Source organism: Pseudomonas putida, assembly GCF_003228315.1.
Taxonomy (GTDB): Bacteria; Pseudomonadota; Gammaproteobacteria; order Pseudomonadales; family Pseudomonadaceae; genus Aquipseudomonas; species Aquipseudomonas putida_S.
Map to the genome: position 1 here is coordinate 2072141 of NZ_CP029693.1, position 23326 is coordinate 2095466.

Genomic DNA, 23326 nt, shown 5'->3' on the forward strand with positions numbered 1-23326 from the left:
CTGTCATGACATCAACCTTCAGTTTCAAACCCTTGCAGCTGCCTGCCGCCCTGGAGCCTTTACGCCAGGAAGTCCGGTCTTTTCTGCAGGACAGCGCCAGCCAATGGTCGGGCTGGAAGATCGGTCACTCCTGGACGGGGTTCGACCGCGAATTCAGCCTAGAAGTCGGTCGCCGCGGCTGGATCGGCATGACCTGGCCAAAAGCCTACGGCGGCCACGAGCGCTCCGGCCTGGAGCGATACGTGGTGGTCGAGGAAATGCTCGCTGCAGGCGCGCCGCTGGGTGCGCACTGGTTCGGCGACCGACAGAGCGGCCCCCTGCTCTTGCGCCTGGGCAGTGAAGAACAGCGTCGCCGCTTCATTCCACTCATCGTCAAAGGCCAGGCCTCGTTTTGCATTGGCCTGAGCGAACCCGACTCGGGCTCGGACCTGGCTTCGCTACGATCGCGCGCTACCCGTGTCGCCGGTGGCTGGCGACTTAATGGCCGCAAGGTCTGGACCACCAACGCACACCTGTGCGACTTCATGATCGGGCTGTTCCGCACGGGTGCCAGTGCTGACGCGGAGCGCCACAAAGGCCTTTCTCAGTTCCTGATCGACATGCGCTCATCCGGCATCGAAGTACGCCCCATTCACGATCTGACAGGCGAAGCGCACTTCAATGAAGTCGTCTTCGACGATGTCTTCGTTCCCGACGATATGCTGGTGGGGCAAGAAGGTGACGGCTGGAGCCAGGCCACGGCGGAGCTGGCTTTCGAACGCAGCCAACCGGATCGCTATATGAGCAGCTTTCCTCTGCTGCCCTTGACCATCGAAGCCCTGCATGGCGACCACAAGGCCGACCGTCTGGCGGCACGAAAACTGGGAGAGGCCTACGCGGAATTGACGGTGTTGCGCGAGATGTCGCTGTCCATCCTTGGCCAACTTCAGGATGGCCACTCCCCTGCCAAGGAAGCCGCCCTGGTCAAGGACCTGGGCAATACCCATGAGCAACGAATCCCGGAGCTCGTGCGCGAATTGCTCGACACGCCATCCACCCTTGTCAGGGGTAACAAGTTGAGTGAATTGCAGGGTTTCCTCGTACAGAACGTGCCGAGCTTCTCCCTGCGTGGCGGAACACGCGAAATTTTGCGCGGCATCATTGCCAAGGGGCTTGGACTGCGATGAGTGACGACATGAACATCAGCGAAATGCTCGCAGAACAAGTGAACCGACTCTTCACTGACCGTATCGATCGCCAGACCTGGGTCGATGCTGAAGATGGTCGCCCGGCGACAGTCCTCTGGGCCGAGATCGAGCAGTTGGGCATCCCCCTCGCCATGTGTCAGGAACAGCATGGCGGCGCCGGCCTGAGCTGGACCGAGAGTGAACCGATGTTGCGTCTGTGTGGCACCCATGCGGTTCCTTTGCCCGTCGGGGAAACGGCCATCGCAGCGTGGGCGCTTTCCTGTGCCGGACTGCAAGTGCCTGAAGGTCCCATGGCGGTATCGACCAGCGTGTATCAACTGGATGGGCAAGATCGCTTGCTGGGTCGTGACCCGCAATTAAGCTGGTTGCCGCAGGTCGAGCATGTCGTATTGCTCGCCGAGCGCGAAGGCGACCTGTACCTATGCCTGGTTAGAGCCAGTGAAGGTGAGCAGCAAATAGTCGAAACCCTCGACCGCCTTCCCTGCGCGCAATGGAACCTGAGCAACACGCGTCCCGAACAGTTTGCAGCCGCACCGCCAATACTTGGAACGAGCACGCTGCAACCGCTGATCGCTGTGCTCAGAAGCATTCAGATGGCCGGAGCTTTGGCTAAGGTGCTGGAGTTCTGTGTGGACTATGCCAACACCCGTGTGCAGTTCGGCAAACCGATCGGTAAGTTCCAGGCCATTCAGCACATGATTGCCGAGCTCGCCTCCCAAGCAGCGGCAGCCCAGGTTGCTGGCCTGTACGCGGCACGCATGATCGATGCAGGTAATCCGTTCCAGGCGGCGGCAGTGGCCAAGGCACTGGTTGGAAAGGCCGCAGGACGCGCTGCCGCCATGGCCCACCAGGTGTTTGGTGCCATTGGCGTGACCGACGAGCACAGCCTTCACTACTACACCCGACGCCTGTGGCAATGGCGCGCGGATGCCGGTAGCGAACACTACTGGGCAGAACGTCTGGGCCAACAGATTTTGGCTCGTGACGGTGCGGCCTTGTGGAGCAGGCTGACCCAACCGATGGAACAGTCTGCCTAGCATCAGGATGTTGTCGGCCTTGCTTGCAGGGCCGACACGCTCTCAGTTTCTTCGTATCACTTCTGGCTTCTGATCAACTGCAAAAACTCTTGGCGAGTGTTGGCACATTCGCGCAACTGTCCGAGCATGACCGAGGTCGTCATCATTGAGTTCTGCTTTTCCACGCCGCGCATCATCATGCACAGGTGCTTGGCTTCAATCACCACGGCGACACCGACGGCATTGGTGACTTGCTGGACCGCTTCGGCAATCTGCCGAGTCAGGTTTTCCTGAATCTGCAGGCGGCGCGCAAACATATCGACGATGCGGGCAATCTTCGACAAGCCCAATACCTTGCCGGACGGAATGTAGGCCACATGCGCCTTGCCAATGAACGGCAGTAGATGGTGCTCGCACAACGAGTACAGCTCGATATCCTTGACGATCACCATTTCATCGTTGTCCGACTCGAACAGCGCACCGTTGACGAGTTCTTCGACGGTTTTCTGGTAACCATTACACAAATACTGCATGGCCTTGGCCGCACGTTTTGGGGTGTCCAGCAACCCTTCACGTTCGACATTTTCACCAAGCCCCTGAAGGATGGCCTGATAGTGCTGCGACAACTGCTCGCTCATATCGCCCTCACGAAACCACGCCGGCCAACACCTGCGCAGACAAATCAATCGACTGGAAGAAAGCGGGCTCGTTTAGCAAATCAAACGAGCCCTTGGGCCTGGAGCGCTGCAGATCAGATCCTTTTCAGAATGGTGACGACGCAGGCGCCGCCCAACCCGACGTTGTGCTGCAGCCCCAGGCGTGCGCCAGGTACCTGGCGATCACCCGCCAACCCGCGTAAATGCCAGGACACTTCAGCAATTTGTGCCAGGCCCGTCGCCCCCAATGGATGCCCCTTGGACAACAGTCCGCCGGATGGGTTGGTGACCACCTTGCCCCCATAGGTGTTGTCGCCATCGAGAACGAAGCGTTCGCTGCCGCCTTCGGCGCACAAGCCCAGCGCCTCGTAGCTGATGATCTCATTGGATGAGAAGCAGTCATGCAGCTCGACCAGATCCAGGTCCTGCGGCCCGACACCTGCTTGCGCATAGGCTTGCTGAGCAGCCCGCGAGGTCATGCCGGCACCGACCACTTGGATCATGCTGCCGGACTCGTAGCTTTGCGGTCCGTCGGTGGTCAGGCTCATGCCGGCGATCTCCACGCAATTGGCCAGGCCATGTTTGCGTGCATAGGCTTCGGACACCACCACTGTCGCTGCGGCGCCGCAGGTCGGCGGACAGCACATCAGGCGCGTCAATGGACCAAAAATGGCTGGCGAACCCATGACCTGCTCCAGGGTCAGCGGGTCAGTGAACAGTGCGTAAGGGTTGCGCCCGGCATGGCTGCGGGCCTTGACCGAAACCCGACCGAACAGCTCGGCAGTCACGTTGTATTTTTCCATGTACTCGGCACCCGCCCCACCGAAGTACTGAGGCCCAGTGGGCGCCAGCTCGTCCCAGCCACGGATGCGTCGAGTGGCCTCATCGATACGCACAGTGATTGGCGTGCGGGCAGCGGCGTCACTGCCAGCCAGGGCACCGGGATTCATTTGTTCGAAACCAACGGCCAAGGCAACATCGACAACCCCGCTCATGACCGCCTGACGCGCCAGAAACAAGGCCGAAGAGCCGCTGGCACAGGCGTTGTTGACGTTGATCACCGGAATCTGCGTCAACCCCGCATGGTATAGCGCCGTCTGCCCAGAGCAGGTGTCACCGGAAACGAAACCGGCATACGCCTGCTGTACCTGACCATATTCAATACCGGCATCCTTGAGGGCACTGGCAATCGCCTGTGCGCCCATGACGTCATACATTTCACTCTTGCCTGGCTTGGTGAACTTGACCATGCCAACACCGGCGACCAGAACTTTATTGCTCATGCTGTTCTCCACAGGACGATGCGCGTCCGAGATGAGTTGATCGGTGCTTGCTTAACGAGCGAAATCCATGATGGTCAGGGCAGTTTCCGAGCGGAAAACCTTGTCCTCTTCAGCGGCCAGACGCTGGGCACTGAACTGCGGATCGACGCCACCACCACGAATGCCTTCAGCCGACACCAGCTTCAGTTCTCGCACGCTCTGACCAGAAGCAAACAGGCAATGCCCGGTGCGCTGACCGGATAGCTCACTGACCATGTAAAGCACCACCTGGGCCACATGCTCGGGCGCCAACTGAGCCTTGCTGATTTCGTCCATCAATGGCGCGGTCAGCGCGGAAACCGCGGCCGGTGCGAGCGTCCAGACCCGCACGCCGAATTTGGCAGCCTCGATCGCCAGCACATTGGAGAAGCCCCAGGCACCACATTTGGACGCTGCGTAGTTGGCCTGGCCAAAATTGCCAACCAGCCCGGACGTGGAAGAGGTGTTGACGATGACCCCGCCACCGTTCTCCTTCATCCAGCCAAATACCGGTTGAGTGACGGCGTACATGCTCTTGAGGTTGACCGCGATGACTGCATCCCAATCCGCTTCGCTCAACTTGAGGAACGATTTGTCGCGAAGGATCCCGGCGTTGTTGATCAGGATATCGGCGCGTCCGAAATGCTCCAGTGCGGTTGCGCACAAGGTCTGACCGCCTTCGACGGTCGAGATGTCCTGGGTGTGGGCGACTGCCTGACCACCGCTATCGCGTATCCCCTGCGCCACTGACTCGGCAATATAGGCACCGTTTTCGTCACGCCCCAGGTCATTGACCACAATGGCCGCGCCCTCGGCGGCTAGCAACGTTGCATAGGCAGCACCCAGCCCGCGCCCGGCACCGGTGATGATTGCGACTTTCCCACTCAATAAAGCCATTGTCTGTCTCCAAAACGTTCTTGTTATGAGCGAGGCCTCGGACACCCAACTGAACCTCAGTCACTAATTTATGACGAATGGCCTGTTTTTAGCGGCCCCACATGAATACTACACCGCATAACTGACTATTTGACAGTTTTAATGTTAAAGGCAATGCTATGGCTCAGCAACCACCCTGGCCGAGGAATAAAACGTGTCTCTCGATTACCAACGTATAAAAAACTGGTCCATTCCAGAGGCCAGACAAACCTACAGCGAACGCGACACCATCCTTTATGCATTGGGTGTCGGTGCCGCTACCTGCAACCCTCTCGCCGCCGAGGACCTGCAGTACGTCTACGAGCCTGGCTTGAAGGCGTTGCCGACCATGGCCAGCATCCTGGCCGGCGGCGCATCCTGGCTGGCCGATCCGGAAACCGGAATTGACCTGAGCAAGGTCCTGCATGGCGAACAGTTCCTGACCCTGCATCAGCCCCTTCCCGCTCACGGTGAAGTGATCGGCCGTGACCAGGTCGACGAAATTTTCGACAAGGGTGCTGACAAGGGTGCGGTGATGTACATGTCGCGGCGCATCTACTGCGCGCGCACTGAAACGCTACTGGCGACCTCGAAGTGGTCGACCTTCATGCGTGGCAACGGCGGCTTCGGTGGCTCGGCCGAAGGCCAGCCCAAGCCGCACCCAATCCCTACAGACCGGCCTTGCGATTTGAGCATCGAGCTGGAAAGCCGTCCTGAGCAGGCCGTGATTTATCGCCTGTCCGGAGATTTGAATCCCTTGCACATCGACCCGGCCTTTTCCGCCCTCGCCGGTTTCGACAAGCCGATCCTGCACGGCATGAGCAGCTATGGAATGGCTGGCAGGGCACTGATCAAGTTGCTTTGCGACAACGACCCCGCTCGACTGCGGGAGCTGAACCTGCGCTTCGCCGCACCTATGTATCCCGGTGAAACGTTGCGTATCGAAGCCTGGCGCGAAGGCCCTGGCCAGGCCTCTTTCAGAGTGATTGCTACACAGCGCGACATCACCATCCTCAACAACGGTTACGTTGAGTTCGACGCATGACTGACAACAGGAAAACCATCATGGAATACCAAGACATCAGCTACGAAATCATCGGCCACGTGGCCCGCATCAGTCATAACCGGCCAGGCAACGCCAACGCCGAATCGGAAAACTTGCTCGCCGAACTCGACCACGCTCTGGATCTGGCGAAAAAGGACGACAATGTCCGCGTGCTTATCATTGGCGCCATAGGCAAGCACTTTTCGGCCGGGCACGACTTGATGGATGGCATGGAAAAACGCGGCGAATTCTCGCCCGAGCAGCACTGGCTGTGGGAAAGCGAACACTACCTGGGCAACGCTCTGCGCATCTGGGACTTTCCAAAACCAACGATCGCTCAAGTACAAGGTGCCTGCATCGCCGGTGGTTTCATGGTCGCCAACATGTGCGACATCATGATCGCTGCCGACGACGCCTTCTTCAGCGACCCGGTCGCCCATAGCCTGGCTGCGGCCTCGGTGGAAACACTGGTCCATCCTTGGGTAATGGGCATTCGCAAAGCCAAGGAATTTCTGTTCACCGGGCAGAAAATCAGCGCAAGCGAAGCCAAGGAATGGGGCATGGTCAACCATGTGGTGCCACGCGCGGAACTTGAGCAATACACCATGAACATGGCCGAGCACATCGCCAAGGCACCCCCCATTGGCTTGCGCATGCTCAAGCGTTCGATCAATCGTTCGGCTGACATCATGGGTTTCCGCAATTCGATCATGGCGCACTTCGACACTCACATCCTCAGCACCTCGACCAACGAGCACTACGCCGTAGCCGCCGCTGGCATGCGCGCCTCGCTCGAAGCCGCCAAGAAAGCCCAATCCTGAGCCCCAACGGGCAGGCCTGCGGGCCTGCCCATCCGTGTCATCGCCTGGAGCAACCGTAGTGTCCCTTGATTATCAAACGCTAATGAACTGGCCGTTTGCGGCCTCCACTCGCACCTACGGCAGAGCTGACAGCATTCGCTTCGCCAAAGGTTTCGGTGCGGGCGTCGACCCCAGCTGGCAGGATATTGATAGCCGCTTTATCGATGACAACCCGGCATTGACTGGCCTGCCAATGAGTGCCGTAGCCTTGGCTGATGGTGAGTTCTGGCAGCAAGATCCGCGCAGCGGGATCGTCTGGCAGCAGATGGTGCATGCCCAGGAGAGCCTGCGTGTACATCGCCCTCTGCCGGTAGAAGGAAGCGTGGTACTGACCCAGAAGATTAAAGACGTGTTCGATCGAGGGGATAAAGGTGCCTTGATGGTACAGGAGCAACTGCTCAGCGATGAGCAGGGTAATCCGTTGGTGAGCATCGAAGTGACCACGGTATTACGTGGTAACGGCGGTTTTGGCGGCCAGCCGCAACCCTCACAGCGCCCAGAAGCCATTCCTGATCGCCGTCCTGATTGCACGCTGGAAATCCGCACCCCCGAGGGCGCCGACACCTTGTTCCGGTTATCGGCCGACATTGCGGTCGCCGCGCAGGCGCAAGCGGACACGCAGCAATACATGCTGCGCGGATTGGGCTGTTTTGGTTTGGCCGGGCGAGGTGCTTTGCTAATGGCCTGCGACAATGAACCCGATCGCCTGCGCGCCATTGGCGTGCGCTATGCCGGGCCGATGCTGACAAGTGAAACCATGCGCATCGACTTGTGGCACGTGCGCTCGGGTTTTGCGCTGTTCAAGATGCACGCCTGCGAACGCGATGCGCCGGTGCTGAGCCACGGCTTCATCGAGTTCGACCCAGCCTGAAATCAAGGCTGGGGTTCAGTCTCCTCCGGGGCCACAGCGTCTTCAGCTGTGGCTTTGGAAGCGCCATTTTTGGGTTTGGTCAGAGCTGCCGCCCTCATGCTGGCACTGTCGGTGGGTTGCCCGATCAGAGTCTGTACGACTATTCGAGCAATGGCCGCATTGACACGCTTGGCACCAAGCCCTCGCTCCATGACCACCGGGTCCAACGCCGCCAAGCGCTCCATTGCCGCATGCAATACAGTGGCCTCTGCATATGCGTCGCTTTTTTTGCGTCCGCCCATGGGTGGATTGACCGCAAGGATCAGCTTGGCAAAGCGTTCGATGAACGGGATATAGGTGTTCATTCGCAGCTCTTCGAAACGAGGGTCGCCACGGTCTGCTTCCAGGTTTCGATAACGCAACACCTCGCGATGACGGCTCCAGACCATGTTCAATGATTCGATAATACCCAGCGCTTCTTCCTCGTAACGCGCAGGGTTCCAAGGCTTTTCAAGCAAACGTGCTACTTCAGCCATCTCCTCGCCGGCATCAAGACTCAGCGCATACAGCACATCCTGCACATCATCGAAATACATATAAAAGCTTGCCGATGACGTACTCGCCGCCTTGGCAATGGCCACTGCGGTGATATCCGGCAGCGGGTGCGTATAGAGCAATCGGCGTGTGGCGGACATCAGCCGCTGCCGGGTTTCCAAGCCTTTGCGTCCGAGCGTCTGGCCCTGCTTGTTCATCGTGACGTCGTTTGCCATGGGTTGAGTCTCGCTCCATCAAATCGAAAAAATACGGGTATCGCTGATCCGAAAACAAAAAAGCTGCATCAACCGGTTCTTGGCTCCAATCGGCTCCAAAAAACAACAATCGAACAGCTATTGGTGAAAACTATACAAACTGGCCTGCGCACGCAACTGTTGTTTCCCTATCGATTCTCTACCGAAACGGCAAAACGACAGCTTGCCGTACAAAATCAATAACTGACATAATGCCAGTTATTATGATAGCGTCACCCAGCCAAGCCGATACACAACCCAAATCGGAAACCGCACTCAAAACGCAGGAGACGGGCATGCCATCCATGGTTCAAGACAAAGTCGTCGTTATCACCGGAGCCGGTAGCGGTATCGGCCGCGAATATGCTCTCGCTTTTGCCGCGGAGGGCGCGCGGGTGGTCGTCAATGATCTGGGGCGCACCCCGGATGGCGGCAGCGCTGCCGAGGCAGTCGCCGAAGAAATACGCCAGGCGGGTGGTGAAGCCGTGGCCAGCATTGAGAGCGTAGCCCAGTGGGACTCCGCACACCGCATCGTCGAATGTGCACTGGATCAGTTCGGTCGAATCGATACGGTCATCAACAACGCCGGCATTGTGCGCGACCGCTTCTTCTTCAAGATGAGCCTTGAAGAATGGCAGGCGGTGGTCGACGTGCACCTCAATGGCTCGTTCTACGTCGCCCGTGCCGCCGCCCCCTATTTCAAGGAGCAGGCCAGCGGTAGCTACATCCATATGACCTCCACCAGTGGCCTGATCGGCAACCCCGGACAAGCCAACTACGCAGCAGCCAAAATGGCCGTGGTCGGGCTCTCCAAAAGCATCGCACTGGACATGAAGCGCTACAACGTGCGTTCGAACTGCATCGCCCCCTGGGCGTGGACCGCCATGACCGCTTCAGTGCCGACCGACACCCCCGAAGCCGCTGCGCGCATGGAAAAACTCAAACTCATGGAGCCGCGCAAGATTGCCCCGTTGGCCGTGTACCTGGCGAGCGACGCGGGGGCCGGTGTTTCCGGGCAGATTTTCGGTGTGCGCGCTAACGAGATTTATCTGTTCTCGCAATCCCGGGTCATCCGCTCGGTGCATCGCAGCGAGGGCTGGACCGCAGAAACCATCGCCGAGCACGCGATACCGGCCATGCAGACCTCCTTTTATGCGAACACGCCATCACCAGAGCTGACTACCTGGGATCCGATCTGATCCCTCGTTCCCGACTTTGCAACCAGACACGAGATAACAAGATGAGCGAACCAGAAACCATTGGCATTGGCTTTCCCTGGGAAGACCTCCCGGTAGGGCGCACTTTCAAAACACTCGGGCGTACCGTGACCGAGGCCGACATTGTCAACTTCATTTCTGCGACCGGGATGCTCGAAGTGTTGTTCACCAACGTCGAGTTCCTCAAGGAGGCCGGATTCAATGGCCGCCTGGTACCGGGTGGGCAAGTGTTCTGCTTCGCGGAGGGGCTTCTTTTCCAGACCGCCCTGCAAGGTGTTGGCGTGGCTTTTCTGCACACGGAGCTGGATATCAAAGGGCCGACCTTTGCCGGCGACACTCTGCATGTTGAGGTCGAAGTCATTGAATCCAGGGCAAGTAAAGGCAAGCCTGGCATGGGGCTGGTGCGCACCCGCAACCAAGTAGTCAAACAGGACGGCACCGTAGTGATGGTGTATACGCCGCTGCGCCTGGTAAAGGGCCGCGCCAATCTGGCCGGCTGAACCCACTCAACGAGGCCACCCGATGAAACAAGTACGCTTGTATGGCATTCAAGATCTGCGAGTCGTCGACGTGCCGATGCCTGAGGCCGGTCCGCTCGATGTGATTGTAAAGGTCGCTATGTTTGGCATCTGCGGTAGCGATCTTGGCTTTGCCCGCGACGGTTACATTGGTCGACCGGGTGGTCAGCCCTTACCGCTGGGACATGAGCTGGTTGGCACCATTCACGCCGTCGGCAGTGATGTGCAAAATATCCAGCCAGGCCTGCGAGTGGTGGTAGACCCCATGAAGGGCTCGAGCCGCATTGGTACAGGGGACCCTGACCACGGCGGCTTTGCCGAGTACTTGCTGGTGCGAAATGCACGACTGGGCGAAACGCTGTTCCCCTTGACCGACTCGCTGGACTTCCAGCGTGCCGTACTGACCGAACCCATTGCTGTGGGCATGCATGGCCTGAACCAGGCTGGCGTCAACACTCAAGATCGTGCCGTTGTCTTTGGGGCAGGCCCGATTGGCCTAGGTGTAATAGCCGCATTGAAGTACCGCGGAGTGGCCAAAGTGGTTGCCGTGGACTTAACCGACGAGCGACTGGAGCGCGCCCGTCAACTGGGAGCGGACCATGTCATCAACCCCGGTCGTGCCGATTTGCAATCAACACTCCAGGAATACCTGGGCATGCGAACCGCCAAGCTCACTGGGCTACCCGTAGTCGATGCCTCGTTGTACATCGACTGTGCCGGGCATGGCCCGCTGCTGGAGCAAATGGTGGACATGGCCGGGGAAAAATCACGGATCGTGGTACTGGCGACGCACAAGAAGCCGGTTCAACTGAACATGATCCAGGTGATGATCAAGGAGCTCGTACTGATCGGCTCCCTCTCCTATCCCGATGAATTTCCGGAAGTCATCGAGATGCTCAGCGATTCACAGCTCGATATCACCCCAATGCTCAGCCACTCGTTCGATTTCGCTCAGTTCGCCGAAGCCTTTGCCATGGCCCAGGTCCCCGAACTGTCCGCCAAAGTCGTCGTCAGGGTGGCGTGACACTTAAACGACGACTCTCCATTTCCACGCGTTAAGAAGGTGCACGACGATCATGAAAAAGTGGCAATGTTTTTTTTGCAGTTACATCTACGACGAAGCACTCGGCGCGCCGGCCGAGGGCATTCCCGCCGGCACGCGTTGGGAAGATGTCTCCGAAGACTGGATTTGCCCGGAATGCGGCGCCACCAAAGAAGACTTCGCCATGCTGGAAATCGCCTGAAACAGGCCGTCGCCGGGAGACTGTAAATGAGCCAACCTGAATCCAGCTGCACCCTGATTGTCGGCAGCGGCCATGCCGGCTGCGAAGCGGCCATTTCGCTGCGCCAGAACGGTTACACCGGGCGCGTCGTTCTGATTGGCAATGAAGTCAGCCTGCCCTATCAGCGCCCTCCCCTGTCCAAAGGCTTTCTGGCCGGTACGGTCGATGATCAGGCCTTGCTCATTCGTCCCGCCGATGCTTATGAAAAGGCCAACATCGAGACGCGTCTCGGCGTTCAGGTGGTGAGCCTGAACGCCGCACAAAAGACCATTGAATTGTCCGATGGCAGCAGCCTGGGCTACAGCCATTTGATTCTCGCCACCGGCAGCCGGCCGAGACAACTTGCCATCCTGGACTCAGAGCGCCCCCTGGCAAACGTGCATTATTTGCGCACCCTCGCTCATGCGCAGCAGATGCGCGAGCAAATGCTCGAAGGCAAACGCCTGGTCATCATTGGTGGAGGTTACATTGGCCTGGAGGTCGCTGCCGTGGCGCTCAAGCGAGGGCTCAAGGTCAGTTTGATAGAAAGCATGGACCGGCTTCTGGCACGTGTAACAGCCCCGGATGTCTCCAGTTTCTATCAGCACGTTCATCAGGCTGAAGGGGCAAAACTGCACCTCAATGCCCAACTCGATCGTTTGAATCTCGACACCACGGGTGAACGGGTTGAATCGGTTCAACTCAGCGATGGCAGTGTGTTCCCCGCCGACCTGGTTTTGGTTGGGATCGGTGCCATTGCCAATACCGAGCTGGCCGAGCAAGCGGGACTAGAAATCGACAATGGCATTGTGGTCGATGAGTACACTTACACCAGCGACCCATTCATTCATGCCATTGGTGATTGCTGCAGTCATCCAAGCGAGCTCTACGGTCGCCGGCTGCGCCTGGAGTCTATTCCTAATGCCGTTGAGCAAGCCCGGACGGCGGCACTGGCGATCTGCGCCAAGCCCTTGCCCTATCGTTCGGTACCTTGGTTCTGGTCCGATCAGTACGACCTGAAACTGCAAACTGTCGGCTTGTCACAGGGTCACGACCAGACCTGCCTGCGCGGCTCACCGGCTTTGCGTTCGTTTGTTGTGTTCTACCTGCGCGAGGGCATGGTGATTGCCGCAGACTGCATCAATCGCCAATCGGAATTCGCCTTGATCAAGAAGCTCGTTCAGGGACGACAAAAACCCGACATCCCAAGCCTTGTCGACGATTCAATGTCACTCAAGGACATCCTCGCTCAAATGACTACCCCCGCCTGAGTAATGCAGGCCGCAGCGCCGGTTATCCGGCGCCGCTCTCTCACACCTTACGGCTTGTCCTGGTAGTAACCGACAGCGACCAGATACGAACCTACCCGGCGGAAAAACGCATGCTTGTTCTCGACCCGGTTGGTCAATGGATTTGTCCAAAGGTATTGATACTCTCCTGTCCCCTTGCGCTGAGATATGCGCAGAATGGGTGCCCCTAATGGCTGACCATGGGCGTCCTTGAGGGTACTGAAATCCACGCCCAGCAAACGCTTATTGAGGCCATGAGCAACAAAGCGCCGACTGTTCAGATCAATCACGTAAGGGTACAGATCATCCTGACGAAACGCCGGGTTCGCCTGATTGATGGCATCCAGCGTGGAAGCAGGGTTGGATGCGATGGCATCCGCAACCTTGTCGAGCATCAACCGGGCATTTTCCGCAGACTCCCGTGAAATGAAGTAGCCCACGGCGAAGAGTTTGTCATCGACGCGACGGTAGTAGACGACCTTGTTCTCGTCGCGGTCGCCACTCCAGTTTTTCCAGTGGTATTGAGCCTTCCGCACGCCCTGGCCTGACTCGGTCCGCAGGGCCTCGGAGAAAGCCGTCTTCAATTCTTTTGGCAAGACCTCACCGACGTTCTTCCCGATCAGATAACTGGACGGACCGCCACTTGCCAGCATTACGCCACTGGTATTGAGCACCAGCACATAACAGTTGTTATCAACAAAATCCCCCTGGCGACTGAAAGCCGCCATGGCACTTTCGTGATGCTCCTGATAATAAAGAACTGCACGCTCAAGCAGAGCCCTTGCCCCCTGACCATCGTCCTGAGGCTCTGCGGCCCCGGCCTGAACGGTTATCAGCAGAAATATCCAGCACGCTACCCACCTGCCCGCCCCTTGAAACAGTTTCATGCCCTGCACCTGCACCTGCACCGTTAGATAAAGTTACAAATTAACTGACATAGTATCATTTGCCCTGGGCAGCCATTCAACTTCCATGATGCACGGTGGTGCAGCTTGTCAGCGATAAAGTCATTAACTAACAATGTGTCGGTTATTGCTTGCCGAGACACGGCAAAAGCCTTAATGTTCTCCCAGCTAAAAACAAAAACCTGAAGCAGCCCGTGATGCTGGCCCTGCCTGGCCAGCGGCAGCATACGAAATGGAGACAGCAGCCAATGAAAGTCGATGACTTGATCCTGATTAGCGTTGACGACCACATCGTAGAGCCTCCCACCATGTTCGATCAGCACCTGACAGTGGAGCAAAAAGCCTTCGCTCCCAAAGTGCTCAAAGACAAGAATGGTGCGGACTACTGGCTCTTCGAAGGCCGTCGCGCTGGCAATATCGGATTGAATGCCGTGGTCGGGCGCAACCGCGAAGAATATGGCTGCGAGCCCATTTCATTCGAGCAAATGCGCAGAGGCGCATGGGATATCAAGGCGCGCATCGATGACATGAACGCCAACGGCCTGCTGGCTTCGTTGAACTTCCCTAGCGTCGTGACCTTCGATGGCAGTCTGTTCCACCAGTTCGATAACAAGAAAAACGCGTTGACCCTGCTCAAGGCCTACAACGACTGGCATATCGACGAATGGTGCGGCAGCTTCCCGGGACGCAACATTCCCAATGCCATTGTTCCGTACTGGGACATCAACGCTACCGTCGAGGAAATCAAGCGTGTGGTTGCCAAGGGCTGCCACGCCATCAGCTTCACCGACAACCCGTCCCTCAAAGGCCAGCCGAGCCTGCATGACGCCCACTGGGAGCCACTGTGGAAGGTCTGCGCGGAAAACAAGGTCGTCATCAATATTCATATCGGTTCCGGCGCCCAGGCTCCGCATGCCTCAATGGACACTCCGATCGACGCATGGATCATCACCATGCCGATTTCCATCGTCAATTCGGCGGCCGACTGGCTCCACCTCAAGGCCTTGCAGCGTTATCCGGACCTGAAGATCGCCTTGTCCGAAGGCGGCATTGGCTGGATTCCATACTTCCTGGAGCGCGCAGACTTCGTGCACGACCACCACCGCGCCTGGACCTATGCCGATTTCGGTGGCAAGAAGCCAAGCGAAGTGTTCCGCGAGCATTTCCTCACATGCTTTATCGATGACAAGTTCGGCCTGAAGAACCTCGAAGACATCGGCGAAGACAACGTGGCCTACGAGTGCGATTACCCGCACTCCGATACCGTCTGGCCAGAGTGCCCCGATCGCCTGATCGAAACAGTCTCCCACCTGCCGGCCAGCACCATCGACAAGATCACCCATGGCAACGCCATGCGTCTCTACAACTTCGATGCGTTCAGCCTGATGGGAGGTCGCAATAATTGCACCGCGGGCGCGCTGCGCGCTCAGGCAACCCACATTGACACCCGTCCGCAATCGTTCGGTGGCCCGGCGCCGCTGGCTGAAGGCGAAACCCGTCGCTGTGTGACCTCGGGCGACATCATCAAGATGTTCACCCAGGTATCCAAGGAAGACGGCAAAATCGAAGCGTGAAGCAAAAAACCCTCACGGCTAAGCCGTGAGGGGCATCCAACTCAATGATCGACATCGATCTGCGAATGAAAACCTGCGTTGATCAGGTTTTGATACTTGTTTAAATAATCGTAAGGGTAATGGGCAGCCGGCTTGCCTGACGCACCCAGTTCGGCCAGACACGCCGAGTCCAGATCAAACTCAAGACACCCCATATTGTCCACTAACTGAGCATGCGTCCTCACGCCCAACAGCGGAATGACATCCGGTTGTGCACGCAACCAGTTCAAGGCAACTTGCGCAGGAGTCCTGTCAATTTTCCTGGCGATTTTGCCTACGGCCTCGGCCATGACCAGCCCGCGCTCATCCAGTGATTTCATTGCCGCGACATCCAGACGCTTTCTCTCGCCCCCCGCTACTTCGGTGCTGTACTTGCCGCTTAGGATCCCGCTCGCCAATGGAGACCAGGCAGCCAGACTCAACCCTTCGCTGCGGCACATCGGCAACACTTCATGTTCGATCGAACGCTCGAGCAAGTTGTACTCGGCCTGCATGGCGATAAAGGGTGTCCAGCCGTTGGCACGCGCCAATGTATTGCATTTAGCCACAACCCAGGCGGGGGTGTTGGAAATACCGAGGTAAAGCACCTTGCCCTGTCTGACCAGGTCATCCAGAGCTCGCAGCATTTCCTCGATCGGCGTCAATGCGTCCCAAGCGTGAACCCAGAGCAAATCGATATAGTCGGTACCCAGTCGTCGCAAGCTTGCTTCGACCGAGCGGTGCAGGCTTTTACGATGATTGCCGCCGGCGTTGATGTCCTGGCCACCCGGAAGTGCCAGGGAATATTTGGTGGTTACCACCATTTGATCGCGATGGCCCTGCAACAATCGCCCCAGCATCTCTTCGCTGGCACCGCCTGCATAGATTTCATTGGCGGTATCAAGGAAGTTGCCGCCTTGATCGCGATAGTGCGAATAAAGCCTCGCCGCTTCGACCTCCTCCGTGCCCCATCCTTGGTTGCCGAATGTCATGGTACCCAGGCACAGCTCCGACACCCGCAGACCGGATCTTCCCAAAAGCTTGTAACGCATGATGCCTCCTTCAACGGTCAGCAAGGCGAGCTGACGCCCGCCTCGCTGCAAGTGGATCAGACCAGCTGTTCAAATTCCGGCACAGCTTCGAACAGATCTGCCACCAGGCCGTAATCGGCCACCTGGAAGATCGGCGCTTCTTCGTCCTTGTTGATCGCAACGATCACTTTGGAGTCTTTCATGCCGGCCAGGTGCTGGATCGCGCCGGAGATACCGACGGCGATGTACAGCTGAGGCGCAACGATCTTGCCGGTCTGACCGACCTGCATGTCGTTGGGTACGAAGCCTGCATCGACCGCAGCGCGCGAAGCACCCACGCCAGCGCCCAGCTTGTCGGCCAGGGCGTACAGGTGTTTGAAGTTGTCACCGTTCTGCATGCCACGGCCGCCAGAAACGACGATCTTGGCAGCGGTCAGTTCAGGACGATCGGACTTGGCCAATTCTTCGCCAACGAAGCTGGAGATGCCAGCGTCGCGTGCAGCAGCAACGGCTTCAACAGCGGCCGAACCACCGGTCGCGGCAACCGGGTCGAAACCGGTGGCACGCACGGTGATCACCTTGACCGCAGCGTTCGACTGAACGGTAGCGATGGCGTTACCGGCGTAGATCGGACGCTTGAAGGTGTCAGCGCTTTCTACCGAGATGATCTCGGAGATCTGGTCAACGTCCAATGCAGCGGCAACGCGCGGCAGGATGTTTTTGCCGTTGGAAGTAGCGGCAGCCAGGATGTGGCTGTAGCCCTTGCCCAACTCGGATACCAGAGGGGCAACGTTTTCCGGCAGCTGGTGAGCGTAAGCGGCGTTATCGGCCACCAACACTTTCGCCACGCCAGCCACTTGTGCAGCGGCTTCAGCCACGGCGCCAGCGCCCTGACCTGCAACCAGAACGTGGATGTCGCCGCCGATTTTGGCAGCGGCGGCAACGGTATTCAGCGTGGCCGGAGCCAGCACTTTGTTGTCGTGCTCGGCAATAACCAGAATTGTCATTTAGATCACCTTCGCTTCGTTTTTCAGTTTCTCGACCAGCTCAGCCACCGACTTGACCATGATGCCGGCACTACGGGAAGCCGGCGCTTCGACTTTCACGATCTTGTTGGTGGAGGCGGTGGAAACGCCCAAAGCGTCCGGAGTCAGCGTCTCGAGAGGCTTCTTCTTGGCTTTCATGATGTTTGGCAGAGACGCATAACGCGGCTCGTTCAAACGCAGGTCGGTGGTGACGATGGCCGGCAGTTTCAGGGAAACGGTCTGCGCGCCGCCGTCGATTTCGCGGGTCACGGTAACGCTGTCGCCGCTGATTTCGACTTTCGAAGCGAACGTGCCCTGACCGTAGCCGCTCAGTGCCGCGAGCATCTGGCCAGTCTGGTTGTTGTCGCTGTCGATGGCCTGCTTGCCAAGGATCACCAGCCGGGGCTGTTCCTTGTCGACAACGGCTTTCAACAGTTTGGCCACGGCCAGGGACGTCAGCTCTTCGGCGGATTCAACGAGGATTGCGCGGTCGGCACCCAGAGCCAGCGCGGTGCGCAGCTGCTCCTGAGCGGCGGACGGGCCTACGGAAACGACGACGACTTCAGTCGCGACGCCCTTCTCTTTAAGGCGTACGGCTTCTTCCACTGCGATTTCGCAGAATGGGTTCATCGACATCTTGACGTTGGCGAGGTCGACGCCGGAATTGTCCGCTTTGACGCGAACCTTGACGTTGTAATCGACCACTCGTTTGAGAGGGACCAGGATTTTCATGTGCATTCTCTATTTGGCGATAACAGGAAAAAAAGGCCGAAATGACCTGCACTCCACTCTTGTTCCCGCCTGAAAAAATGTCAACATCTAAGGCGCCAATAACTGACATTTTGTTATTTTTTTGATAAAAAGCCAGCTATAGTATGAACGTCACCCTTCGACTGAATCCTGGAGGTACACCCCATGCTTTACGCCTATCAACAATATTTGATGGCCTGTGAAAAAGCAGGCATGGCACCGAGATTCCTGAATGCAGAGCAAACAAATGGCCTGATTGAGCTGCTTCAGAACCCACCAGCATTTGAAGAGGCTGTGCTGGTCGACCTGTTTGCCAATAAGGTTTCGAGTGAAACGAAAGCCATGAAGCTGAAAAAGAGTTATCTCCAGGCAATTATCTCTGGCGAAATCTACTGCCCAATCATTGGAAAGCAACGGGCCAGCGAGATGCTGGAGCAATCGCCGGACGATGCCGAACTCATGTAAGGGATTTTCCAATGCCTCGCTTCAGACAGCGTGCCTCGGAGGAGCTTCAGGCTGGGGACAGCTTCACAGCTTCCCGCCGCTTTAACCTTGAAGACATCCAGCTTTTCACGAGATTTTCTCGGGACTATCAACCTGCATTTTTCGATGTGTGTTGTGCCGAGGCCGCTGTTTTTAAAGCACGTGTTTCCCATGAGTTGTTGACGGCCAGCCTGGTCACCGAAATCGGCAGGAAAATTGGCTGGGTAGGTGACCGCATCACCTTCCACTTCACGCAGCCGGCCTATACCGGGGACATGATCACCTGCCACTGGGTCATCAAGACTTTGAGCAATCAAGGCCGTGCAATCGCCAAAATCACGATGACCAACGAAGCGGGAGTGACAGTAATGGACGCCGAAGCCTGCGGGGTTGTTTCGTCGTTGGCCGGTCACAACAATAAGAAAGGGTTGTCTGCCCCAATATGAATATCCTTTACGACGAACGCGTTGATGGGGTTCTCCCCGCCACCGATAAACACGCGCTTTTGCAGGCATTGCGTGAGCAAATGCCCGACCTGGAAATCCTGCACTGCCAGGAAGAGCTCAAACCCTATGAGTGCGACGGTTTATCCGCCTACCGCACCACACCCATGCTGGTGGTGTTGCCTCGCGAAATCGAGCAGGTCGAAAAACTGCTGAAGATCTGCCATCAGCAGCGTGTTCCGGTGGTTCCTCGCGGAGCCGGCACAGGCCTGTCGGGCGGTGCACTGCCACTGGAAAAAGGCGTGCTGCTGGTAATGGCACGCTTCAACAAAATTCTTGAAATCGATCCCGCTGGGCGGTTTGCCCGCGTCCAGCCGGGAGTGCGCAACCTGGCGATCTCTCAGGCCGCCGCACCCCATGGTTTGTATTACGCCCCAGACCCCTCCTCGCAAATCGCCTGTTCCATCGGCGGCAACGTCGCGGAAAACGCTGGCGGTGTGCACTGCCTGAAATATGGCCTGACCGTGCACAACCTGCTGAAAGTGGAAATGCTCACGGTGGACGGCGAACGCCTGACCCTGGGCTGCAATGCCCTCGACTCGCCAGGTTTTGATCTGCTGGCACTGTTCACGGGCTCCGAAGGCATGCTCGGGGTGATCACGGAGGTGACCGTCAAGCTGCTACCCAAACCACAATCAGCCAAGGTGTTGCTGGCAGCATTTGACTCCGTGGAAAAAGCCGGTCGTGCAGTCGGCGATATCATTGCTGCCGGCATCATCCCCGGTGGCCTTGAGATGATGGATAACTTGGCCATTCGCGCCGCCGAGGACTTCATCCACGCCGGTTATCCAGTCGACGCCGAAGCCATCCTGCTGTGCGAACTTGACGGCGTCGAGGCCGATGTCGACGACGACTGCGAGCGCGTCCGACGAGTGCTGGAGCAAGCCGGTGCCACCGAAGTGCGCCAGGCCAAAGACGAAGCCGAACGCGTGCGCTTTTGGGCCGGACGCAAGAATGCCTTTCCCGCTGTCGGGCGCCTCTCGCCGGATTATTACTGCATGGATGGCACCATCCCGCGCCGCGAACTGCCCGGTGTTCTGCGGGCAATCGCCGAGTTGTCCGCCGAATACAATTTGCGCGTCGCCAACGTCTTCCACGCCGGCGACGGCAACATGCATCCGCTGATTCTGTTCGATGCCAACACGCCCGGAGAACTGGATCGCGCCGAAGCCCTGGGCGGCAAGATCCTCGAACTGTGCGTGAAGGTCGGTGGCAGCATCACCGGCGAACACGGTGTGGGCCGGGAGAAAATCAACCAGATGTGCGCACAGTTCAGCGGTGACGAATTGACTCTGTTCCACGCGGTCAAGGCGGCCTTCGACCCCAGCGGCCTGCTCAACCCCGGAAAGAACATTCCCACCTTGCATCGATGCGCCGAGTTCGGCGCCATGCATGTGCACATGGGGCAGTTACCCTTCCCTGAACTGGAGCGTTTCTAATGCCTGCTCAACACTCCAACGACGCTGGCGCAGAGCTTTTGCAACAGGTTGAACATGCCCTGCGCAACCATGTCCCGTTGCGCATTCAGGGAGGGAACAGCAAGGCTCATCTGGGTCGCGAGGTGCGCGGTCAACTGCTCGATACCCGCGCGCATCGCGGCATTGTGACCTACGACCCTACGGAATTGGTGATCACGGCACGCGCCGGCACGCCGTTGGCCGAATTGAACGCAACGCTGGACGCCGCCGGGCAAATGCTGCCGTGCGAACCACCGCACAGCGATGACGGTGCCACCCTTGGTGGCATGGTTGCGGCCGGCCTGTCGGGGCCACGCAGACCGTGGGCCGGCTCGGTTCGCGACTACGTGCTGGGAACCCGCGTCATTACCGGTCATGGCAAGCATCTGCGCTTCGGTGGCGAAGTGATGAAGAACGTGGCGGGCTACGATTTGTCGCGCTTGATGGCTGGCAGTTTTGGCTGCCTCGGACTGCTGACCGAAGTGTCCCTCAAGGTCCTGCCAAAGCCGCGACATAGCCTCAGCATCACCCTGGAAATGAACACCGAGCAGGCCCTGCTGAAACTGGCGCAGTGGGGGCAACAACCCATCCCCATCAGCGCGGCCAGCCATGACGGACAACGTTTGAATCTGCGTCTGGAGGGCGGCGAAGGCTCGGTAACGGCAGCGCATGATCGTTTGGGCGGCGAACTGCTCGACGCCGGTTACTGGAGCGAACTGAATGCCCAGCGCCTGGCATTTTTTGCCGATGACCGCCCGCTCTGGCGCCTGTCACTGCCGATCCACACCGGCCCATTGAGCCTGCCAGGCGAGCAACTGATCGATTGGGGCGGTGCCCAGCGCTGGCTGAAATCCAGCGCCGAAGCCGAGACCATCCGCGCCATTGCCAGTCAAGCTGGAGGACATGCCACCTGCCATGCAAATGCCGAGCAGCCATTCCAGCCACTGGCGGCACCGCTGCTGCGCTACCAGCAATCGCTCAAGTCACAACTGGACCCACAAGGGATTTTCAATCCAGGCCGAATGTACGCAGAGATCTGATCATGCAAACCACCTTGAGCGAAAAAGCCCAGCGTCTGGAGCGCGCCGAAGAAGCCGAAAGCATCTTGCGCAGTTGCGTACATTGCGGTTTCTGCAATGCCACCTGCCCGACTTACCAACTGTTGGGTGATGAACTGGATGGCCCGCGCGGGCGCATCTACCTGATCAAGCAAGTGCTGGAAGGCAACGAAGTCACGGCCAAGACCCAGCAACATCTGGACCGTTGCCTGTCATGCAGAAACTGCGAAACCACCTGCCCTTCCGGTGTCAATTATCACAATCTGCTGGACATCGGTCGTGCCGTGGTTGATCAGGCGGTGCCGCGCAGCACGGGTCAGCGCCTGTTGCGCCATGGCTTACGGTCCTTGTTGCCCAACCCGCTCCTGTTCAAGCCCTTGCTGAAAATCGGCAAAAGCTTGCGCCCTGTATTGCCTCAAACCGTACGGCTGAAATTGCCGCGACACATCACCCAGGCAAAACCCCGGCCGACGCGAACGCTCGCACGAACGATGTTAATGCTCGAAGGCTGCGTGCAGCCAAGCTTGTCCCCGAACACCAATGCTGCCACCGCGCGGGTTCTGGATCGCTTGGGCATCAGTATCACGCCAATCAGCCAGGCTGGATGCTGTGGCGCGGTTGACTACCACCTCGACGCGCAGCAAGCGGGGCTGGAGCGAGCCCGGCGCAATATCGACGCCTGGTGGCCGGCTATCGAAAGTGGTGCCGAGGCGATCGTGCAAACCGCCAGCGGCTGCGGTGCTTTTGTCAAGGAATATGGCCATCTGCTCAAGCATGATCCGGCGTATGCCCAGAAGGCGACCCGGATCAGTGCCATGAGCAAGGATCTGGTCGAGGTCCTGCAAGCGGAGCCTTTGGAACAACTTGGCGCTCGCAGCGAGCAACGCCTGGCCTTCCATTGTCCGTGCACACTGCAACATGCCCTCAAGCTCGGCGGCGCGGTCGAAAGCGTTCTGACTCGCCTGGGATTTCATCTCACCGCCGTGCCCGACAGCCATCTTTGTTGCGGCTCTGCGGGTACCTACTCAATCACTCAACCCACGCTGTCGCGTCAGCTGCGCGACAACAAGATGAAGGCGCTGGAGAGCGGCTCACCCGCCGTTATTGCCACCGCCAACATCGGCTGCCAAACCCACCTCGACAGTGCCGGCCGCACCCCGGTTCGGCACTGGATCGAAGTGGTGGAAGATGCCATTCACTCACAGGAAAACCCATGAACAGCAAAGCCGTATTGAGCCAGAACGAAGTCGGCCTGATCCTCGCTGCCGCGCGCAGCGAAGCCCAGCTCAACCAATGGAATGTCTGCATTGCCGTAGTGGATGATGGCGGTCATCCGTTGGCCCTTGAGCGCCTGGACGGTTGCGCGCCTATCGGTGCCTACATCGCCACGGAAAAGGCCCGGACTTCGGCCCTCGGTCGACGCGAGTCGAAAGGCTATGAAGAGATGGTCAACGGTGGGCGTAGCGCATTCCTCTCGGCGCCGCTGGTGACCTCCCTCGAAGGTGGCGTACCCATTGTTGTCGAGGGTCATGTAGTGGGCGCAGTCGGCGTTTCCGGCGTCAAGGCCGACCAGGATGCACAGATTGCCGCAGCCGGCGTCCGAGCCTTGAATTGAGAG

At 58.4% G+C, this 23326-nt stretch carries 25 protein-coding genes; 17 read left to right on the forward strand and 8 right to left on the reverse strand.

Annotated features, from left to right (window positions below; all coding sequences use genetic code 11):
• The first annotated feature begins 5 nt into the window (after positions 1 to 5).
• Together DKY63_RS09400 and DKY63_RS09405 are read left to right on the forward strand one after the other, a co-directional pair.
• Complete coding sequence (locus tag DKY63_RS09400; RefSeq protein WP_110963852.1) at positions 6 to 1166, forward strand: acyl-CoA dehydrogenase family protein; 1161 nt, start codon at positions 6 to 8, stop codon at positions 1164 to 1166.
• An 8-nt stretch (positions 1167 to 1174) separates the two neighbouring features.
• On the forward strand, positions 1175 to 2224 hold the full coding sequence (locus tag DKY63_RS09405; protein ID WP_162634890.1) for an acyl-CoA dehydrogenase: 1050 nt from the start codon (positions 1175 to 1177) through the stop codon (positions 2222 to 2224).
• A gap of 56 nt (positions 2225 to 2280) precedes the next feature.
• Here the strand turns inward: DKY63_RS09405 and folE are convergent, their stop codons facing one another.
• The 3 genes from folE to DKY63_RS09420 form a co-directional block, all read right to left on the reverse strand.
• The gene (folE, locus tag DKY63_RS09410) at positions 2281 to 2841 is read right to left on the reverse strand and encodes a GTP cyclohydrolase I FolE (RefSeq protein WP_110963854.1); all 561 of its coding nucleotides are present in this window, start codon (positions 2839 to 2841) and stop codon (positions 2281 to 2283) included.
• A 113-nt stretch (positions 2842 to 2954) separates the two neighbouring features.
• A complete protein-coding gene (locus DKY63_RS09415; RefSeq protein WP_110963855.1) occupies positions 2955 to 4142 on the reverse strand; it encodes a lipid-transfer protein in 1188 nt (395 codons plus the stop codon).
• A 51-nt stretch (positions 4143 to 4193) separates the two neighbouring features.
• Positions 4194 to 5057, reverse strand: a complete 864-nt coding sequence (locus tag DKY63_RS09420) for an SDR family NAD(P)-dependent oxidoreductase (protein WP_110963856.1) — start codon at positions 5055 to 5057, stop codon at positions 4194 to 4196.
• A 193-nt stretch (positions 5058 to 5250) separates the two neighbouring features.
• Between DKY63_RS09420 and DKY63_RS09425 the strand changes: the two genes are divergently transcribed.
• From DKY63_RS09425 to DKY63_RS09435, 3 genes are read left to right on the forward strand one after another with little or no spacing between them, the layout of a single operon-like run.
• A complete protein-coding gene (locus tag DKY63_RS09425; RefSeq protein WP_110963857.1) occupies positions 5251 to 6120 on the forward strand; it encodes a MaoC/PaaZ C-terminal domain-containing protein in 870 nt (289 codons plus the stop codon).
• 20 nt (positions 6121 to 6140) lie between these two features.
• A complete protein-coding gene (locus DKY63_RS09430; RefSeq protein ID WP_110963858.1) occupies positions 6141 to 6941 on the forward strand; it encodes an enoyl-CoA hydratase in 801 nt (266 codons plus the stop codon).
• Positions 6942 to 6999: 58 nt separating this feature from the next.
• Entirely contained in the window at positions 7000 to 7851 is an 852-nt protein-coding gene (locus DKY63_RS09435) for a MaoC family dehydratase N-terminal domain-containing protein (protein WP_162634891.1), read from the forward strand.
• Positions 7852 to 7853: 2 nt separating this feature from the next.
• Here the strand turns inward: DKY63_RS09435 and DKY63_RS09440 are convergent, their stop codons facing one another.
• Positions 7854 to 8600: a TetR family transcriptional regulator gene (locus tag DKY63_RS09440; RefSeq protein ID WP_110963860.1), complete on the reverse strand. Its 747-nt coding sequence runs from the start codon at positions 8598 to 8600 to the stop codon at positions 7854 to 7856.
• Positions 8601 to 8914: 314 nt separating this feature from the next.
• Between DKY63_RS09440 and DKY63_RS09445 the strand changes: the two genes are divergently transcribed.
• From DKY63_RS09445 to DKY63_RS09465, 5 genes are read left to right on the forward strand one after another with little or no spacing between them, the layout of a single operon-like run.
• Positions 8915 to 9817 (forward strand): SDR family NAD(P)-dependent oxidoreductase, encoded by a 903-nt coding sequence (locus DKY63_RS09445; protein WP_172901610.1) that lies wholly within the window; start codon positions 8915 to 8917, stop codon positions 9815 to 9817.
• 41 nt (positions 9818 to 9858) lie between these two features.
• On the forward strand, positions 9859 to 10335 hold the full coding sequence (locus DKY63_RS09450) for a MaoC family dehydratase (RefSeq protein WP_096511942.1): 477 nt from the start codon (positions 9859 to 9861) through the stop codon (positions 10333 to 10335).
• A 22-nt stretch (positions 10336 to 10357) separates the two neighbouring features.
• Positions 10358 to 11377, forward strand: a complete 1020-nt coding sequence (locus DKY63_RS09455) for a zinc-dependent alcohol dehydrogenase (RefSeq protein ID WP_096511943.1) — start codon at positions 10358 to 10360, stop codon at positions 11375 to 11377.
• A 52-nt stretch (positions 11378 to 11429) separates the two neighbouring features.
• Positions 11430 to 11597 (forward strand): rubredoxin, encoded by a 168-nt coding sequence (locus DKY63_RS09460; protein WP_090468934.1) that lies wholly within the window; start codon positions 11430 to 11432, stop codon positions 11595 to 11597.
• A 26-nt stretch (positions 11598 to 11623) separates the two neighbouring features.
• Positions 11624 to 12886, forward strand: a complete 1263-nt coding sequence (locus DKY63_RS09465) for an NAD(P)/FAD-dependent oxidoreductase (RefSeq protein WP_096511944.1) — start codon at positions 11624 to 11626, stop codon at positions 12884 to 12886.
• A 47-nt stretch (positions 12887 to 12933) separates the two neighbouring features.
• On the opposite strand, the gene DKY63_RS09470 is transcribed toward DKY63_RS09465, so the two are convergent.
• Positions 12934 to 13791, reverse strand: a complete 858-nt coding sequence (locus DKY63_RS09470; RefSeq protein WP_096511945.1) for a cache domain-containing protein — start codon at positions 13789 to 13791, stop codon at positions 12934 to 12936.
• A 266-nt stretch (positions 13792 to 14057) separates the two neighbouring features.
• On the opposite strand from DKY63_RS09470, the gene DKY63_RS09480 reads away from it, so the two are divergent.
• Positions 14058 to 15383 carry an amidohydrolase family protein gene (locus DKY63_RS09480; RefSeq protein WP_096511946.1) on the forward strand — a complete coding sequence of 442 codons (1326 nt, stop codon included), beginning with the start codon at positions 14058 to 14060 and terminating at the stop codon, positions 15381 to 15383.
• 41 nt (positions 15384 to 15424) lie between these two features.
• Here DKY63_RS09480 and DKY63_RS09485 read toward each other — a convergent pair whose 3' ends face one another.
• From DKY63_RS09485 to DKY63_RS09495, 3 genes are read right to left on the reverse strand one after another with little or no spacing between them, the layout of a single operon-like run.
• Positions 15425 to 16453: an aldo/keto reductase gene (locus DKY63_RS09485; protein ID WP_096511947.1), complete on the reverse strand. Its 1029-nt coding sequence runs from the start codon at positions 16451 to 16453 to the stop codon at positions 15425 to 15427.
• 56 nt (positions 16454 to 16509) lie between these two features.
• Positions 16510 to 17439: an electron transfer flavoprotein subunit alpha/FixB family protein gene (locus DKY63_RS09490; RefSeq protein WP_096511948.1), complete on the reverse strand. Its 930-nt coding sequence runs from the start codon at positions 17437 to 17439 to the stop codon at positions 16510 to 16512.
• Positions 17440 to 18189, reverse strand: coding sequence for an electron transfer flavoprotein subunit beta/FixA family protein (locus tag DKY63_RS09495; RefSeq protein ID WP_096511949.1), 750 nt, complete (start codon positions 18187 to 18189; stop codon positions 17440 to 17442).
• A 183-nt stretch (positions 18190 to 18372) separates the two neighbouring features.
• On the opposite strand from DKY63_RS09495, the gene DKY63_RS09500 reads away from it, so the two are divergent.
• The 6 genes from DKY63_RS09500 to DKY63_RS09525 are packed head-to-tail and all read left to right on the forward strand — an operon-like array spanning position 18373 to position 23323.
• Entirely contained in the window at positions 18373 to 18672 is a 300-nt protein-coding gene (locus DKY63_RS09500) for a hypothetical protein (RefSeq protein WP_096511950.1), read from the forward strand.
• A gap of 11 nt (positions 18673 to 18683) precedes the next feature.
• Positions 18684 to 19136, forward strand: a complete 453-nt coding sequence (locus tag DKY63_RS09505; protein ID WP_096511951.1) for a MaoC/PaaZ C-terminal domain-containing protein — start codon at positions 18684 to 18686, stop codon at positions 19134 to 19136.
• Positions 19133 to 20632 (forward strand): glycolate oxidase subunit GlcD, encoded by a 1500-nt coding sequence (glcD, locus tag DKY63_RS09510; RefSeq protein WP_096511952.1) that lies wholly within the window; start codon positions 19133 to 19135, stop codon positions 20630 to 20632. The genes DKY63_RS09505 and glcD overlap by 4 nt, the downstream gene beginning before the upstream one ends.
• Positions 20632 to 21690 carry a glycolate oxidase subunit GlcE gene (glcE, locus tag DKY63_RS09515; protein WP_110963862.1) on the forward strand — a complete coding sequence of 353 codons (1059 nt, stop codon included), beginning with the start codon at positions 20632 to 20634 and terminating at the stop codon, positions 21688 to 21690. The genes glcD and glcE overlap by 1 nt, the downstream gene beginning before the upstream one ends.
• Positions 21691 to 21692: 2 nt before the next feature.
• Positions 21693 to 22925, forward strand: a complete 1233-nt coding sequence (gene glcF / locus DKY63_RS09520; protein ID WP_110963863.1) for a glycolate oxidase subunit GlcF — start codon at positions 21693 to 21695, stop codon at positions 22923 to 22925.
• On the forward strand, positions 22922 to 23323 hold the full coding sequence (locus DKY63_RS09525; RefSeq protein ID WP_110963864.1) for a heme-binding protein: 402 nt from the start codon (positions 22922 to 22924) through the stop codon (positions 23321 to 23323). Before glcF ends, DKY63_RS09525 begins: the two co-directional genes overlap by 4 nt.
• Positions 23324 to 23326 lie beyond the last annotated feature (3 nt).